At 46.2% G+C, this 13,625-nt stretch carries 16 protein-coding genes; 7 read left to right on the top strand and 9 right to left on the bottom strand.

Features of this window, described 5'->3' with window-relative positions; genetic code table 11:
- Nucleotides 1-23 precede the first annotated feature (23 nt).
- Genes CSW98_RS14020 through CSW98_RS14005 form a run of 4 tightly spaced genes read right to left on the bottom strand, consistent with a single transcriptional unit; the run spans nucleotide 24 to nucleotide 2,605 of the window.
- Nucleotides 24-1,922, bottom strand: coding sequence for a replication endonuclease (locus CSW98_RS14020; protein WP_100801099.1), 1,899 nt, complete (start codon nucleotides 1,920-1,922; stop codon nucleotides 24-26).
- Nucleotides 1,922-2,158, bottom strand: coding sequence for a hypothetical protein (locus CSW98_RS14015; protein WP_100801098.1), 237 nt, complete (start codon nucleotides 2,156-2,158; stop codon nucleotides 1,922-1,924). Before CSW98_RS14015 ends, CSW98_RS14020 begins: the two co-directional genes overlap by 1 nt.
- Nucleotides 2,159-2,161: 3 nt before the next feature.
- Entirely contained in the window at nucleotides 2,162-2,344 is a 183-nt protein-coding gene (locus CSW98_RS14010; RefSeq protein WP_100801097.1) for a hypothetical protein, read from the bottom strand.
- A gap of 9 nt (nucleotides 2,345-2,353) precedes the next feature.
- Complete coding sequence (locus CSW98_RS14005; RefSeq protein WP_100801096.1) at nucleotides 2,354-2,605, bottom strand: hypothetical protein; 252 nt, start codon at nucleotides 2,603-2,605, stop codon at nucleotides 2,354-2,356.
- 107 nt (nucleotides 2,606-2,712) lie between these two features.
- On the opposite strand from CSW98_RS14005, the gene CSW98_RS14000 reads away from it, so the two are divergent.
- Complete coding sequence (locus CSW98_RS14000) at nucleotides 2,713-3,486, top strand: helix-turn-helix domain-containing protein (protein WP_100801095.1); 774 nt, start codon at nucleotides 2,713-2,715, stop codon at nucleotides 3,484-3,486.
- Nucleotides 3,483-4,466, top strand: coding sequence for a phage integrase (locus tag CSW98_RS13995; protein WP_100801094.1), 984 nt, complete (start codon nucleotides 3,483-3,485; stop codon nucleotides 4,464-4,466). The genes CSW98_RS14000 and CSW98_RS13995 overlap by 4 nt, the downstream gene beginning before the upstream one ends.
- A gap of 211 nt (nucleotides 4,467-4,677) precedes the next feature.
- Here the strand turns inward: CSW98_RS13995 and rsd are convergent, their stop codons facing one another.
- The gene (gene rsd / locus CSW98_RS13990; RefSeq protein ID WP_198517341.1) at nucleotides 4,678-5,160 is read right to left on the bottom strand and encodes a sigma D regulator; all 483 of its coding nucleotides are present in this window, start codon (nucleotides 5,158-5,160) and stop codon (nucleotides 4,678-4,680) included.
- 185 nt (nucleotides 5,161-5,345) lie between these two features.
- Here rsd and nudC point away from each other — a divergent pair, with 185 nt between their 5' ends.
- Together nudC and hemE are read left to right on the top strand one after the other, a co-directional pair.
- Nucleotides 5,346-6,134, top strand: a complete 789-nt coding sequence (gene nudC / locus CSW98_RS13985; protein ID WP_100801092.1) for an NAD(+) diphosphatase — start codon at nucleotides 5,346-5,348, stop codon at nucleotides 6,132-6,134.
- 247 nt (nucleotides 6,135-6,381) lie between these two features.
- Nucleotides 6,382-7,443 carry a uroporphyrinogen decarboxylase gene (gene hemE / locus CSW98_RS13980; protein WP_100801091.1) on the top strand — a complete coding sequence of 354 codons (1,062 nt, stop codon included), beginning with the start codon at nucleotides 6,382-6,384 and terminating at the stop codon, nucleotides 7,441-7,443.
- Between the two features lie 129 nt (nucleotides 7,444-7,572).
- Here hemE and CSW98_RS13975 read toward each other — a convergent pair whose 3' ends face one another.
- Nucleotides 7,573-8,157: a uracil-DNA glycosylase family protein gene (locus tag CSW98_RS13975; protein WP_100801090.1), complete on the bottom strand. Its 585-nt coding sequence runs from the start codon at nucleotides 8,155-8,157 to the stop codon at nucleotides 7,573-7,575.
- Nucleotides 8,157-9,092, bottom strand: coding sequence for a D-2-hydroxyacid dehydrogenase (locus CSW98_RS13970; RefSeq protein WP_100801089.1), 936 nt, complete (start codon nucleotides 9,090-9,092; stop codon nucleotides 8,157-8,159). The genes CSW98_RS13975 and CSW98_RS13970 overlap by 1 nt, the downstream gene beginning before the upstream one ends.
- A 74-nt stretch (nucleotides 9,093-9,166) precedes the next feature.
- Between CSW98_RS13970 and CSW98_RS13965 the strand changes: the two genes are divergently transcribed.
- Nucleotides 9,167-9,754, top strand: coding sequence for a YjaG family protein (locus tag CSW98_RS13965; RefSeq protein WP_100801088.1), 588 nt, complete (start codon nucleotides 9,167-9,169; stop codon nucleotides 9,752-9,754).
- Between the two features lie 34 nt (nucleotides 9,755-9,788).
- Here the strand turns inward: CSW98_RS13965 and CSW98_RS13960 are convergent, their stop codons facing one another.
- On the bottom strand, nucleotides 9,789-10,844 hold the full coding sequence (locus CSW98_RS13960) for a CNNM domain-containing protein (protein WP_100801087.1): 1,056 nt from the start codon (nucleotides 10,842-10,844) through the stop codon (nucleotides 9,789-9,791).
- 260 nt (nucleotides 10,845-11,104) lie between these two features.
- On the opposite strand from CSW98_RS13960, the gene hupA reads away from it, so the two are divergent.
- Together hupA and CSW98_RS13950 are read left to right on the top strand one after the other, a co-directional pair.
- Nucleotides 11,105-11,377, top strand: coding sequence for a nucleoid-associated protein HU-alpha (gene hupA / locus CSW98_RS13955; protein WP_100801086.1), 273 nt, complete (start codon nucleotides 11,105-11,107; stop codon nucleotides 11,375-11,377).
- Nucleotides 11,378-11,421: 44 nt separating this feature from the next.
- Nucleotides 11,422-12,114 carry a DUF1481 domain-containing protein gene (locus tag CSW98_RS13950; protein WP_100801085.1) on the top strand — a complete coding sequence of 231 codons (693 nt, stop codon included), beginning with the start codon at nucleotides 11,422-11,424 and terminating at the stop codon, nucleotides 12,112-12,114.
- A gap of 123 nt (nucleotides 12,115-12,237) precedes the next feature.
- Here CSW98_RS13950 and purD read toward each other — a convergent pair whose 3' ends face one another.
- Entirely contained in the window at nucleotides 12,238-13,527 is a 1,290-nt protein-coding gene (purD, locus tag CSW98_RS13945; protein WP_100801084.1) for a phosphoribosylamine--glycine ligase, read from the bottom strand.
- Nucleotides 13,528-13,625: the final 98 nt, after the last annotated feature.

Here is a 13,625-nt window from a genome sequence, read left to right as displayed (position 1 = left end):
ATATCACATCGTTGGCGTGTAGGTTATGGAGAGCCACACCAGAATTCCTCCCATTCTGGTGTGCCGCCTCCGTTTAATTCCATGTTTAAAAAGAAAGTATCGATAATGTGTTGCTGTCGGGTTGGCCTAACTGCAGCCGATTCAGGCTCCGTACAGTTATTGCCACTAGACCAAGGTCGGAGGCTCCCGCCTCCTTGAGAAGCCTCCTGCAGAGCAGAAGGCTTTTTAACCAGTTTCCACTGAATGTCATGAGTCACCACAGAGAGACCACACCCCTCTAACCCAATCACTTTGGTGGTGTGTTCCCCATATTTATTTTCGATAACCTCTTTCATCGGTTTAATGGGACGCTCTGACTGGCGCAGGCGGTGACCGCCCATGTAATCAAAAAACGCAGAGTAGAAGCCCATATCTGCCGCCCGGCGGGCTTTTTCAAACAGACAATACTCCTGTTTATCTTCAATGCGGCGAAGCTCGCGCCAGACGGTCACCGATGGGGTTTTCTGAAACTGGAACTGACGGAAAGCAAAGGAGCGAGACCACGCCGTGACATTTTTTACTGTGTCCTGCAGAAGTGCCTTTTTGGTTTCAAGATCGGTCAGCCCATCAAGGCCGTATCCATCCACATTCTTGGAAATGTACTTGGCAATATAGGCCACTGCACCTTGTGAACCGTCCAGCACCTTATAATCAAACCGGGCTTTCTGTGCTTTGGTCTTAGGCTTACCATCATCAAAGAACAGCTCCGCGTTATCCCGCTGGATCTGGTAATGCTTAAGTGCATCGGTAAACGCCTGCGTCTGTTCAAACGGCACAAAAAACACCCCATGCCAGTGCGGGGAACCATCCTGATGAGGCTCTACGACTCTCAGACCATAATAGATCACCCCTTTACGGTCACAGTACGCACGAAAGCGAGACCATGACAGGTTGAGCCATTCATGGGCATCCGCCGGGCTTTCTCCGTTCCATTTATCATTTTCGCTCCAGTACTTACCATGCTGCTTTAACCGGTGAAACCGGGAGGGGGCAGTCATGGTAATAAAAATCGCCACATGGTTATTGGCTTCGGCGTACTCCTGACAACCAGCAATACGGGTCATGAGTTCATGACGCCGGTTCACCGGGTGAGCCACAGAGGATTCATGCACAGCCACCATATCCACGGTTTCACCCGTTTCGGCTTCAATCGCCATCAGTTCCAGCCATTCGCGCTGTCTGTCCTGTCGCACCTTAAGCCACTCACAAGCAGAATAAGACGCATAAGGGGACACATGCGGAGACACCATTCCCGCGCCACGGCGGGCGTTTTCAAATGCCGCTATGGTTTGGCGTTCAATGGCTCGTTTCCAGACCGACTCATCCATCAGACGCGCCAGAATAGAGTACTGCCGGTTTTCGCTGTCAGCAGCACCCGGTGTAAATTGCGGCATCCACAGAGCCGCCCCCACAAACTCATTAATGTCTGCTATGGTTTCCAGTGGGCTTTTTCCGTCAGCCACACAGATTTGCAGGCGCATCATGGCGCGTCCACAAAGCTCTGTAGCCAGTCTTGCCCGTTTAAATTCAGTATCGAGTTTCCACCATGGTTCCGGCAGAACCGCCAAAGCAGCAAAGGCCGCTTCACTGCGTTTTTGAATAAAGGTGACCGCACGCTTAAAGCCGTACTGGCGAAAGCGAGCCGAAGAGGCTTTGTCCAGATAGTTTTTGATGTCGTTCGGCAGGCGAAACTGGTTAGCTACCTGAGAGGCAAACTCAAACACCTTTTCTCTTGGGGTCAGCTTACCGTCATGCACAAAACGCTCACCGTTCCATTCCAGCTGAGTCGTGCCTTTTTGGTTATTCAGGTAAGTGATTAGCTCCCCACGTAAACTATCAGGGAGCTTTTTTATCAGGCTGTTGGATTGTATGTAGGACTTCATTATTGTGCTGTGGCTTCTTCTAAGGTATCAGGTAATGGCTGGTGCAGTTCCGACTGCTGGCGGACAGGAAGCTGATTAGCTCTGATCCGCAGTTTTTCACGCCATGCCGCTTTGCGAAGCTCCCACTCAGTTGGAGCCGGTCTGTTCTCAAAAATAGCCTGACGGCATAACTCAATACCCCGTAGGCCACTTTCCCGTTGTGCGCTGGTCATTTCAAGGGGGTAGGCATTTTCCATGCTTTACATCTCCATGCTTTCCAGTAGTTCAATAGAAGACTCAAGCTGAATAATGATCTGAGTCAGAAAATGATCTTCCTCAACTGAATTACCAATATCCCCGCGTTCCATGATCAGATCACGCAGTAACTTGACTTCGGTTGAGTGTGAGAAATCTATAAAGATTGAATGAATTGGTGTTCTCATTGGGTTTTCCTAAATAGCTGCTTTCCAATCCTGATACTGTTCAGCTTGTTCCTGAGCCAGTTGCTCTAGTGCTCGCATGTTGATGAAGTTCAAACCACGTTCTTGTCTTTCTCGGTGGAGAACAGGCAGCATTCCTCGTTTGATTTGCCCTCTAACGGCATCCAATGTTTGTCCTGTTATTTCTGCATACATTTGAGGTGTTACAAATGGCGCATGTTGTTGACTAATGTTGTTTTCTGATTTCACTTTATGACCTATCATTACCCTTATCCTGTTTATATATGGTATTTATTACCGGTGTTTACTCTTGATTACGAGTAATTTATACATTCATCTTGTTTACGCGTCAACACTAAAGGCTGAAAATTATGAAAGAGTGGTTTAAGGGAGTAGAGCTGTCTGAAATAGAAAATATGCCAAATAGTAGGCAGGCTATAGCGGTTAAGGCTAAGAGAAGTAATTGGTTAAAAAGAAAATCTTCTGGTCAAGGTGGGGCTCTTGAATATCATATTTCAAATCTTCATGAAGATGTTCAGAAAGCTCTAATTGAAATATATGGAACTGAATATGAGAAAGAGAATAAACTCAAAACGATTAGCCGGTTAAAGGATTCAGGTAATGAATATAGGTCGTTTGAGTATACCAAGCCTAGTTTATTTGATTCTTTTCCAGAAAAACTCAAATCGAATGCATCAATACATGACGTAAAGTCAGTTAGTGAAGGCACAATTAATATTCCTGAATTCAATGTTCAAGCAGCAGCAGGAGCGGGGTGTCTGACTAATACAGAATTCCAAACGGGAGTTTTTACCGTCTCCATAGAATTGGTTAAAAGTCTTGGTTTGATTCCATCATATACAGCAATTGTCTTTTGTAGTGGTGAAAGTATGGTTCCGACCATGAATGATGGAGACAGAATTATTGTTGATACACGAGAACTGACAGAACCGGTTAAAGATGGTGTTTACGTTATTCGAATTGATGAAATGGTTTATGTAAAACGTCTTAAGTGGAACATTCTGGAACAGAGTTACAGCATTATTTCTGATAACCCAGACTATGACAGTTTTGAGGTGAAAGGTGATGACCTTAAACGTCTAAAGATCATTGGCCGTGCAGCTATGGTGATGAGGTCGCTATGAGTGTAAAAAAGGTTGGAGACAAGTGGAAAGTAGATGTCCGACCCGCAGGCACTAATGGTAAACGGGTCAGAAAAAGTTTTGACCGCAAGGCAGAAGCATTATCTTTTGAAAAACATATTTTAGCTACTTCTCACAATAAGGAGTGGTTAGGGTTACCGGAGGATAAACGGCAGCTCTCTGAGCTAATAGAGATATGGTGGAAAAAGTCAGGGCAGTTTAAGCGAACGGCTGAAAATTATATGACTAAATTACAGCTAATTTGTCGTGAACTTGATGATCCTCAGGCCAACAAAATAACCTCTAACATGCTTTCTGAGTGGGTTCAATGTCGCTTAGAAAAAGGACAAAAGCCAGCGACTATCAGACGGCTCGCAAAGTCACTAAGTAATGTCTTTACTGTCTTGCTAGAAACAGGGGATTACAAAGGGGAAAACCCTATTAGAAAATTAAAACTCCCTACTGTTAAACAACCAGAAATGACCTTTCTGAATGATCGGCAGATATCTGACTTATTAGAGGCCATAAAGCATAGAGAAGAACTCTGTCGAATTGTGGAAATATGCCTAGCGACAGGTTCTCGCTGGAGAGAGACTGTTACTCTTAAAGCAAGCAATCTATCCCCTTATCGAATTCGATTCACCAATACCAAAACCGATAAACCACGAACAGTACCAATAAGTAAAGAACTGTACGAAAGAATCTATCCAGATAGCGGAACAAACCTGTTTAGCTATGATCCTCAATCAGAGCTTTACGATATTTTAGATAAGTTAGAGTTAGACTTGCCTAAAGGTCAAAAAGTCCATGTATTAAGACATACCTTTGCTAGCCACTTTGTCATGAATGGAGGGGACATTCTTACTCTTAGAGACATATTAGGGCATGGGGATATCAAACAAACGATGACATATGCACATCTTGCCCCTGACCATTTGAATGATGCGGTTAGGCTAAATCCTTTAAGCCGAATTAGGCAATAATAGTGTCCATATTGTGTCCATTTTCATGGCCGTTGGTGGGCTTTTTAAATCCTTTACTTATTGGTATCTATTTGTATTAGATAAATAATTATCTTTGGTTGCCATTAATGGACTTATAAAAAAAGCACCGAAAGGTGCCTTTTTTGTGTCTATAGCGTTTTGTATTGCATAGCAAACAGAGTCCAAGTTGTTCTGCTGTCAGGAAAATGACTTATGCCCCTGGTGGTACAGCCAGACTATCGGCGATCAGCTGGATTAACTGATCTTCTACTGCAAACCGGGTTTCCAGAATCTCACCCATCAGAGAAAGATCACTGTCAAAAGTATCCAGCGTATCTTCCGGATCAACTTCCGCATATTTATCAGTAAAATTGAGTAGCGGATCGGTTGTCAGAACAATATGCCCATAGGTATGGTTAATTTCATCCGTCGGAGAGAAACCTGTGGCTTTCCATCTGTCCATCACCATTTCATAGATCTTAAAGTGGCCCTCAGAGATGTAGTCCACCAGATGCTGACAGAAATTCTGCAGCTCTTCCGGGGTCGGAAGCTTATCCACGGCTTTCTTATGTGGTTGCAGAGAGGCTAGTCTGCAATATTCCACAATCAGTGTCTGTCGGGTATCCAGCCAGTGGTCAATAACTTCACTGGAGCCGCCCCATTGCTCTTGCGTCTTCTTTAGTCTATTTAACATGACCACGCCCTCATGATCAGACTACTAACAATTTAGTAATCATTTCTCTGAAATCAGAGATCCATAACAGAAATGTTTTTGTATTTATACCGGCGCTAAGGCTTTATTATTTAAAGCTGTATTCGTGCTGGATTGAAAATAGATTGCCAGTAAAATGAAGTAACTTCAAGTGATGGGATCAAAGGATGTTAACTAAAAGTAACAATAATGAGAGCTCTATCGCTTACTGGTGTGTAGTGAATGGCAGTGAGCTTTGGTGTGTCGATGGTAACCTACCTAAAGGAACCGCAAAAGAATTTAGTTTGCCGTCGGATAAAGCGGTATGCATCGGTCATTACAATCAGTACCCGGTTATGTGGCTGAATGAAAGTGATATCGACCAGGTTTTGCCTATGCTCTCGTTGCGGGAACTGCTGGAGCTTCCGGAACCGGTGTTCCTGCTGGCTAGTCGGGCGGTTCAGTTTGGTCATATGACCCAGACACAGCGTTTTTGTTCTCAGTGTGGCGGGCGAAATCATTTTAACCATAACCAGATAGCGATGCAGTGCTCTGAATGCCGGACGATGCATTATCCGCGTATTTTTCCTTGCGTGATTGTGGCGGTACGCAAAGGCGATAAGATCTTGCTGGCACAGCACCCAAGACATCGCGGTGGTATGTATACCGTGATTGCCGGTTTTGTCGAGGCGGGGGAAACGCTGGAGCAGTGTGTTGCCCGGGAAGTTCAGGAGGAAACCGGGGTTAAAGTTAATAATATCCGCTATTTTGGCAGTCAGCCATGGGCATTTCCTTCCAGCATGATGATGGCTTTTCTGGCCGATTATGAGTCCGGAGAGGTGAAGCCTGATTACACAGAACTAACCGATGCCGGCTGGTATGGTGTGGATGAGACTCCTCTTGTGGCACCGGAAGGTACCATTGCCAGAGCCCTGATCGAACATACGCTGAGTAACATTCGTAATGATATGAATTAAAAGCTAAAAAAAACCCTCCGGTTAGGGAGGGGGTAAGTAAGATGTCGTTATGAGATGTTGGGTAATGATTACCCATTGTTATTGTTTTCGCTAGCGAAACTGGTTGTAACATGCTCATTATTAAGACGCAATTTATCAATTAATTTAAAGGGTAAGAACATGATCTGGCTTGCAAAGCGTACAGATTAACCAGCAGAAAGGGTGTTATACTGCCAGAACCAGAGAAAGTAAAAATCAGGAAATAATAATGGCAGAATTAAAAAATGATAACTATCTGCGCGCCTTGCTCAAACAATCTGTTGACTATACACCCGTATGGATGATGCGTCAGGCCGGACGGTATCTTCCGGAATATCGGGAAACCCGAGCTAAGGCGGGAGATTTTATGGGGTTATGCCGCAGTGCTGAGCTGGCATCCGAAGTGACGCTTCAGCCGCTGCGCCGCTTTCCTCTGGATGCCGCAATCCTGTTTTCAGATATCTTAACTATTCCGGATGCTATGGGGCTCGGTCTGTATTTTGTGACTGGAGAAGGGCCTAAATTTGAGCGTCCTGTTACCTGTAGAGCGGATGTCGACAGCATAGGTATACCGGATCCGGAAGGGGAGTTGCAGTACGTAATGAATGCTGTGCGCCAGATCAGGAAGGATCTTGAAGGTGAAGTGCCTTTGATCGGTTTTTCCGGCAGCCCGTGGACGCTGGCGACCTATATGGTGGAAGGCGGAAGCTCAAAAGCGTTCACTAAGATCAAGCAAATGATGTATGCGGACCCTCAGACCCTGCATCTGTTGCTGGATAAACTGGCAGAGAGTGTGATTGCTTACCTGAACGGGCAGATCAAAGCGGGGGCTCAGTCAGTGATGCTGTTTGATACCTGGGGTGGTGTGCTGACCCCTCGAGACTATAACGATTTTTCTTTGCAGTATATGCACAAAATTGTGGATGGATTACTCCGGGAAAATGAAGGCCGCCGGGTGCCGGTAACGCTGTTTACCAAAAATGGCGGCATGTGGCTGGAGCAGATTGCTGCGACAGGCTGTGATGGTGTTGGTCTGGACTGGACCATTGATATCGCTGATGCGAAGCGTCGAATTGGTGATAAAGTTGCTTTGCAGGGGAACATGGATCCGTCAATGTTGTATGCCCGCCCAGAACGTATTCGGCAGGAAGTGGCCAATATACTGGAAGGCTTTGGTGACGGAAGTGGCCACGTATTTAACCTTGGGCACGGCATTCATCCGGATGTTCCGCCTGAGAATGCCGGTGTATTCGTTGACGCAGTACATGAATTGTCGAAGCCGTATCACTAGTAAAAGAGACTGGATTTACCTCCAGAAACAAACACTCAAACCTTTCTTCATTCCCGTTTAGGCGGGAATCTAATAAATGCAACCGGCCATGGGCTGGCAGATCCCTGCTTTCGCAGGGATGACGAGTGTCTAGTCTCTGCTTATACCCAGACATCCATGCACATATTCCCGTATATACGCCACAACCTCTTCTTCAAACCAAGGGTTGTTCTTCAGCCATAAGGTATTTCTGGGTGAAGGATGGGGTAGCGGGATAAACTCAGGAGCCCACTGTTCCCAGTTGTGTACGGTTTCCGTCAGCGTCTTAGGCTTGTCTTTAAGATAATAGTTCTGGGCGTATTGACCGATTAGCAGAGTCATACCTATATTCGGCAGTTCATCCCAGACTTTCTGGTGCCATTGTGGGGCACATTCTTTACGGGGAGGAAGGTCACCGTTTTTTCCTCTCCCTGGGTAACAGAGTCCCATCGGCATAATGGCTATCTGAGCTGGATCATAAAACGTATCACGATCCAGCTTCAGCCAGTTTCTTAGACGGTCGCCGCTGGGGTCATTCCAAGGCAGCGATGTATGATGTACCCGGGTTCCCGGAGCTTGCCCGATGATCATCAGCCGAGCCATCGGACTGGCCTGAATCACGGGATTGGCCCCCAAAGGCAGAGCCGGCTCACAGAGGGTACAGGCTCTTATTTGTGTCAGTAACGCATCAAGCATCAGTAACCCTTACTGAAATCCACCTGATATTGCAGTTGAAAACCATCGTGCCAGCGCAGGTAATTGTCTTTAAATATTTCAAATACCTGTTCCGGAAAGCTATAGGCAGCAATATGCGGGGTGACGGTAACTTTAGGATGATGCCAGTAAGGACACTGCTGAGAGATAGGCTCATTGATAAAGACATCCAGAAAGGCATGCTCTACTTGATCTTGATCCAGCGCATCAAGCAGAGCCGAGGTATCAACGGAATTGCCTCTGCCGACATTAAAAAACAGAACCTGCTGACAGGCAGAAAAGAAATCAGCATTAAACATATTTTCAGTTTCTGGTGTCGCCGGCAGAGTGGAAACTACAATGTCAGCTTCCGGTAAGTACGTATGTACCTGTTCGCTGTGTACCACTTCATTAAAAGCACTGTCTTTAGGCGGAATACCGGTTCTGTTGATACCGATAGTCTGCAGATGAAACGCTGCCGCAGTTCTGGCCATATAGTTTCCCAGTGCACCAGTACCGAGTATCAACAGTTTTTTTCCTGCTAGTGTCTGATAGAAATGGGGCTTCCACAGTTTATCTTGCTGCTGATCCCGGTAAATGTTCAGATGACGAAAGTGCTGGATGATATAACCCAGTACATACTCAGAAATCTGCTGTCCGAAAATGCCTTTTACATTTGTGAGCTGGTAATCCTGTCGTAAGTCCGGAGCCATGAGTGAATCAACCCCGGCATAGATGGACTGAACCCAGTCCAGATGTGGAAACTCATTCAGACATGCTGCTAATACCGGAGGAGCCGCAAGGATGATGTTCGCTTCTGCGTGGTTATCGGTGAGTTCCAGGCCTGGTAAAGAGGCGTCTTCAAATAGCTTAGAATAAAGTTTATCGGTCTGAGCCAGTTGAGTCAGTATTTTCAGTTTATTCGTAGAATTATTCATATGCTTGCTTTTTTCCCTCCTGAGGATCAAGTACACTTCCGCTGTTAATTCCATTCCGCAACCATTGAGTATCTATGTTACAGAATCCGCTGCAAGTTCGCCTGGAGAAATTTGAGCCGTGGCAACAAATTACGTTTATGGCATGCCTGTGTGAGCGCATGTATCCCAATTATGCTCTGTTTTGTCAGAATACTGAATTTGCCGAATCAAGAGTGTTCAGAGATATTCTCGATAGTGTATGGGAACTGCTGACGGTAAAAAATGCCAAAGTGAATTTTGAACGCCAACTGGAGAAGCTGGAAGAGCTTATTCCGTCCGCAGACGATTTTGAATTCTATGCGGTATATCCGGCTATTGATGCCTGTGTCGGGCTATCCACGTTGCTGCATGGTTTGCTGGACAGAGATTACTTGTTTGACAATATGCTTAAGCTTAGCCAGCAGTCTGTTGAAACCGTGGTACAGTTGGAAGAAGCTCAAGGAGCCGATTCGATCACCAACGATAATCAGAAAGAAAACGAAGCTGTCTGTGAAGAATGGGATGTGCAATGGGCTATCTTCCGTCCACTGCGGGAAGCAACAGAGCGTGATATCGAGTTGATTAAAGATCTGCGTAATGAATTACGGGAAGAAGGGGTCAGTAATATTGGTATCAGTCTCTGATTCTGAGTAGGCTTTCTTCTATTCTTAGGAAAGCCTATTCTTCATCCCGGCTTTCCCGGACATCGTGGGTCTGTTTCCATAGTTCCCAGCGCTCAAAGGCCAACTGCTGCATATCTGTGGTATTGTCTGCTTCATCGACAATTTCCTCGCCCAGCAGATGCTCAAAGATATCTTCCAGTGTCACAATGCCCAAAACAGTTCCGTATTCATCCACGATCATCACCAGCTGCTGGCGGTTTTTTAACATATGTTCAAAGGCTCTGGGCAGCGTCAGGCTGTTCATCAATACATGGATTGGTCGCATTACTGCTCCCAGTTGTTTTTCTCCCAGCCCATTCTGTTGTAGCTTGAACAGTTCCAGACGGTGAACAAAGCCGAGGATATTATCTTTTTGCTGGCTGTAAACCAGTGGCCGGGAAAAAGGAATGTCTTTATAGGTTGCCAGAAAATGATTAATAGTCATTTCTGCTTCTATACGGAATACAACGGGGCGGGGCGTCATCACTTGTGTCACCGGGACATTGTCTATGGCCAGCAGATTATTCAGAATTTTCGATTCTCCTTCAGCAATTTCACCTTTTTCCCAGGCCAGAATCGCCATGGCAGACAGTTCGTCACGGATAGTCACCGGATGAATATTGTGAGCCAGTCGTTTGGTGATCTGCTCTGATATCCAGACGAAAGGCTTGAGCGCCCACACCATAATACTCAGGATCTGTGCCGTTATCGGTGCTAACTGACGCCAATAGGTCGCTCCGATGGTTTTTGGGACGATTTCTGACAGCAGCAAAATAGCGAGTGTCAGCAGTGCGGAAAACAGCCCTAGCCATTGGTTGCCGAATACATTGGCGGCCTGAGCCCCTGCACCGGCCGCACCTATGGTATGAGCGATAGTATTTAACGTCAGGATAGAGGCAAGTGGCCGGTCAATATTGGCTTTAAATCGGGATAACCGTTTGGCTGACGGATGCTGCTCCTGACGTATCTGAGCCAGATAGCTTGGGGTCAGGCTGAGTAAAACGGCTTCCAGAACTGAGCAAATAAAGGATACTCCGATGGCCAGTAAGATAAAAAGAATAAGAAGTCCCATAGATACGTCGGTGCCTTTTTTTGAGTAAAAACTGAATATTATTGATAGCTTAATCTCTTATGGTCATGCATTCTGCCGTTATCGGATGACGATTTACTATGATTCTGGTGGATAAATCTGAATCAAATTGTGAGTTATTGCTCAGAATCCGTCTAATTCTGCGTCGTTAAAGGAAAAGTTCACAGACAAACCTTTGCCATACGGGGGGGTTATGCATTACAGTGGCTTAGATTTCGATAACAGATAAGAAGGGAAACCTAATGAACAAGACCCAATTAATCGACTTTATCGCTGAGAAAGCGGATCTTTCCAAGGCTCAGGCTAAAGCCGCTCTTGAAGCTACTCTGGATAGTGTGACAGACACACTGAAAGAGGGTGACCAGGTTCAACTAATTGGTTTTGGCACATTCAAAGTAAACCACCGTGCTGCACGTACCGGTCGTAATCCTAAGACTGGTGAAGAAATTCAGATTGCTGCAGCAAATGTACCTGCGTTTGTGGCAGGTAAAGCACTGAAAGATTCAGTGAAGTAATCTAAACTATACCGGGTGTACTATCCTTCACCCGGTGTAATTTTATGCAATGGATCATTTCTTTTCTGTTTACCCTGTTGTTGCTGGGATGTTCATCCGGAGCTCGGGTAGAACAGTCTGAACAATTTCAAACCATGACCGGTGGCCAGTCAGTTGGTGAGACAACCAGCTTTTACTGGTACACAGAATACATGGAACATCCTTATTCATCAGCCGATTATGTACTTTCTGGACGTTATGGCTGGTATCAGTCTGATTACCGCTGGCAAGAGAATACCCTGCGTGAAATGGTGCGAGAGGGGAAAACACTGAACAGCGAGCAAAAGCTGGCTGATTTTCGGTTACACCTGCGTTTCAGTCAGTCTGGTGAAGCGGTTTATCAGCAATATCAGATTGATGGAAAGATCCTTCCGCTTACTTCTGAGCAGATTGTGGCATACCAGAACGAAGCCACGTCCGTGATTAGGATTGCAGAAGACCAGCACAAACAGGGATTACGCCTGTTTCAGGGAGAGTGGGATGGCGAAATGTTTGAAACCTGCTCTGGTCAGGAATATTCACAGTTTGAGTTCAACCAGATCCTGCCGTCTTTTGTGATTAAACGTCTTGCTTCTGTAGACAGCTATGTAGCTATCCTGGGTTATATCCGTAGTGGCAAACTGTCGGTTGAGGATCTGTTGCTACTGGAAGAAGACAGTTTTGACTGTATTGAACGTCCGTTATTAATAGAAGAGTAATGCCGCATCCTCATCGTTAAGCAAAGAGGTTGTCAGAATCACGGCATAGCGGTGATACCGGAAACGAAAAAATGCCGGTACAAAGTACCGGCACTGAACTGCCACACTGAGGTTGTTTTTTTATTACTTGGTTTGTTCGCGGGCGATCGCACGGTAGCCGATATCGTTGCGGTAGAACATGCCGTTCCAGCTGATTTGTTTCGCCAGCTTATAAGCGCGTTCCTGTGCTTCTGATACGGTATTTCCCAGAGCTGTTGCACACAGTACCCGTCCACCATTGGTCACTACATTACCGTTTTTTTCCGCAGTTCCGGCGTGGAAGACTTTTTCACCTTCCGTTTCTTCTGTTGGCAGGCCAGAAATCACGTCACCTTTTGCATAATCAGCCGGGTAACCACCTGCAGCCAGAACGATGCCGATGGAAGCGCGAGGATCCCACTTAGATTCACATTGATCCAGCTTCTCATCGATAGCCGCTAAGCATAGTTCAACCAGATCAGATTCCATACGCATCATGATAGGTTGAGTTTCCGGATCACCGAAACGGCAGTTGTATTCGATAACTTTTGGTGTGCCGTCAGTATCGATCATCAGACCAGCATACAGGAACCCTGTATACGGGTGACCTTCTGCTTCCATACCACGTACCGTCGGGTAGATCACTTCATCCATAATACGCTTATGGATATCTGCAGTGACAACCGGTGCGGGAGAGTATGCTCCCATACCGCCGGTATTCGGGCCGGTATCTTTGTCGCCAACACGCTTATGATCCTGACTGGTAGCCATAGGCAAAACGTTTTCACCATCAACCATAACAATAAAGCTGGCCTCTTCACCCTGCAGAAATTCTTCAACCACCACTCGGCTTCCGGCTGCGCCAAAAGCGTTTCCTGCCAGCATATCTTTGATAGCGTCTTCGGCTTCTTCCAGTGTCATTGCAACGATAACACCTTTACCTGCTGCGAGACCATCTGCTTTAACTACGATAGGTGCACCCTGTTGGCGAACGTATGCCAGTGCGGGCTCAATCTCTGTAAAGTTGGCATAAGCGGCTGTCGGGATGTTGTGGCGAGCCAGAAAATCTTTGGTAAACGCTTTTGAACCTTCCAGTTGTGCAGCGGCTTTGCTTGGACCGAAAATCGGCAGGCCAGCTTCACGGAAGGCGTCAACCACTCCGATGACCAGAGGGGCTTCCGGGCCGACAATAGTCAGCTCAATGTGCTTTTCTTTGGCAAAAGCGACCAGTGCATCGATATTTTCAACACCGATAGCCACGTTTTCCAGTTTAGGTTCCAGAGCGGTACCCGCGTTGCCCGGAGCCACATAAACCGTCCCTACATTCGGGTTTTGTGCAACTTTCCAGCCCAGCGCATGTTCACGACCGCCTGCACCGATAATTAATACATTCATGTGTTTAAATCCTTATGGCCTGCTCTAACGCGATAAAAAGCCTTTTTATAAAGGGATTAAAATAATGGCTCCTGGCAGTAGAAGCCATTCAATAACCA

It is taken from the genome of Vibrio sp. HA2012 (assembly GCF_002812955.1).
Taxonomy (GTDB): domain Bacteria; phylum Pseudomonadota; class Gammaproteobacteria; order Enterobacterales; family Vibrionaceae; genus Vibrio.
This window is presented reverse-complemented; position numbering and strand designations above follow the sequence as displayed.

Coding starts and splice junctions, on each gene's coding strand:
- CSW98_RS13950 (WP_100801085.1), top strand. CDS start 11,422: ATGCAATGGATCATTTCTTTTCTGTTTACCCTGTTGTTGCTGGGATGT.
- CSW98_RS13970 (WP_100801089.1), bottom strand. CDS start 9,092: ATGAATAATTCTACGAATAAACTGAAAATACTGACTCAACTGGCTCAG.
- CSW98_RS14015 (WP_100801098.1), bottom strand. CDS start 2,158: ATGGAAAATGCCTACCCCCTTGAAATGACCAGCGCACAACGGGAAAGT.
- CSW98_RS13960 (WP_100801087.1), bottom strand. CDS start 10,844: ATGGGACTTCTTATTCTTTTTATCTTACTGGCCATCGGAGTATCCTTT.
- rsd (WP_198517341.1), bottom strand. CDS start 5,160: ATGTTAAATAGACTAAAGAAGACGCAAGAGCAATGGGGCGGCTCCAGT.
- hupA (WP_100801086.1), top strand. CDS start 11,105: ATGAACAAGACCCAATTAATCGACTTTATCGCTGAGAAAGCGGATCTT.
- nudC (WP_100801092.1), top strand. CDS start 5,346: ATGTTAACTAAAAGTAACAATAATGAGAGCTCTATCGCTTACTGGTGT.
- CSW98_RS14000 (WP_100801095.1), top strand. CDS start 2,713: ATGAAAGAGTGGTTTAAGGGAGTAGAGCTGTCTGAAATAGAAAATATG.
- purD (WP_100801084.1), bottom strand. CDS start 13,527: ATGAATGTATTAATTATCGGTGCAGGCGGTCGTGAACATGCGCTGGGC.
- CSW98_RS14005 (WP_100801096.1), bottom strand. CDS start 2,605: ATGATAGGTCATAAAGTGAAATCAGAAAACAACATTAGTCAACAACAT.
- CSW98_RS14020 (WP_100801099.1), bottom strand. CDS start 1,922: ATGAAGTCCTACATACAATCCAACAGCCTGATAAAAAAGCTCCCTGAT.
- CSW98_RS13975 (WP_100801090.1), bottom strand. CDS start 8,157: ATGCTTGATGCGTTACTGACACAAATAAGAGCCTGTACCCTCTGTGAG.
- CSW98_RS14010 (WP_100801097.1), bottom strand. CDS start 2,344: ATGAGAACACCAATTCATTCAATCTTTATAGATTTCTCACACTCAACC.
- hemE (WP_100801091.1), top strand. CDS start 6,382: ATGGCAGAATTAAAAAATGATAACTATCTGCGCGCCTTGCTCAAACAA.
- CSW98_RS13995 (WP_100801094.1), top strand. CDS start 3,483: ATGAGTGTAAAAAAGGTTGGAGACAAGTGGAAAGTAGATGTCCGACCC.
- CSW98_RS13965 (WP_100801088.1), top strand. CDS start 9,167: ATGTTACAGAATCCGCTGCAAGTTCGCCTGGAGAAATTTGAGCCGTGG.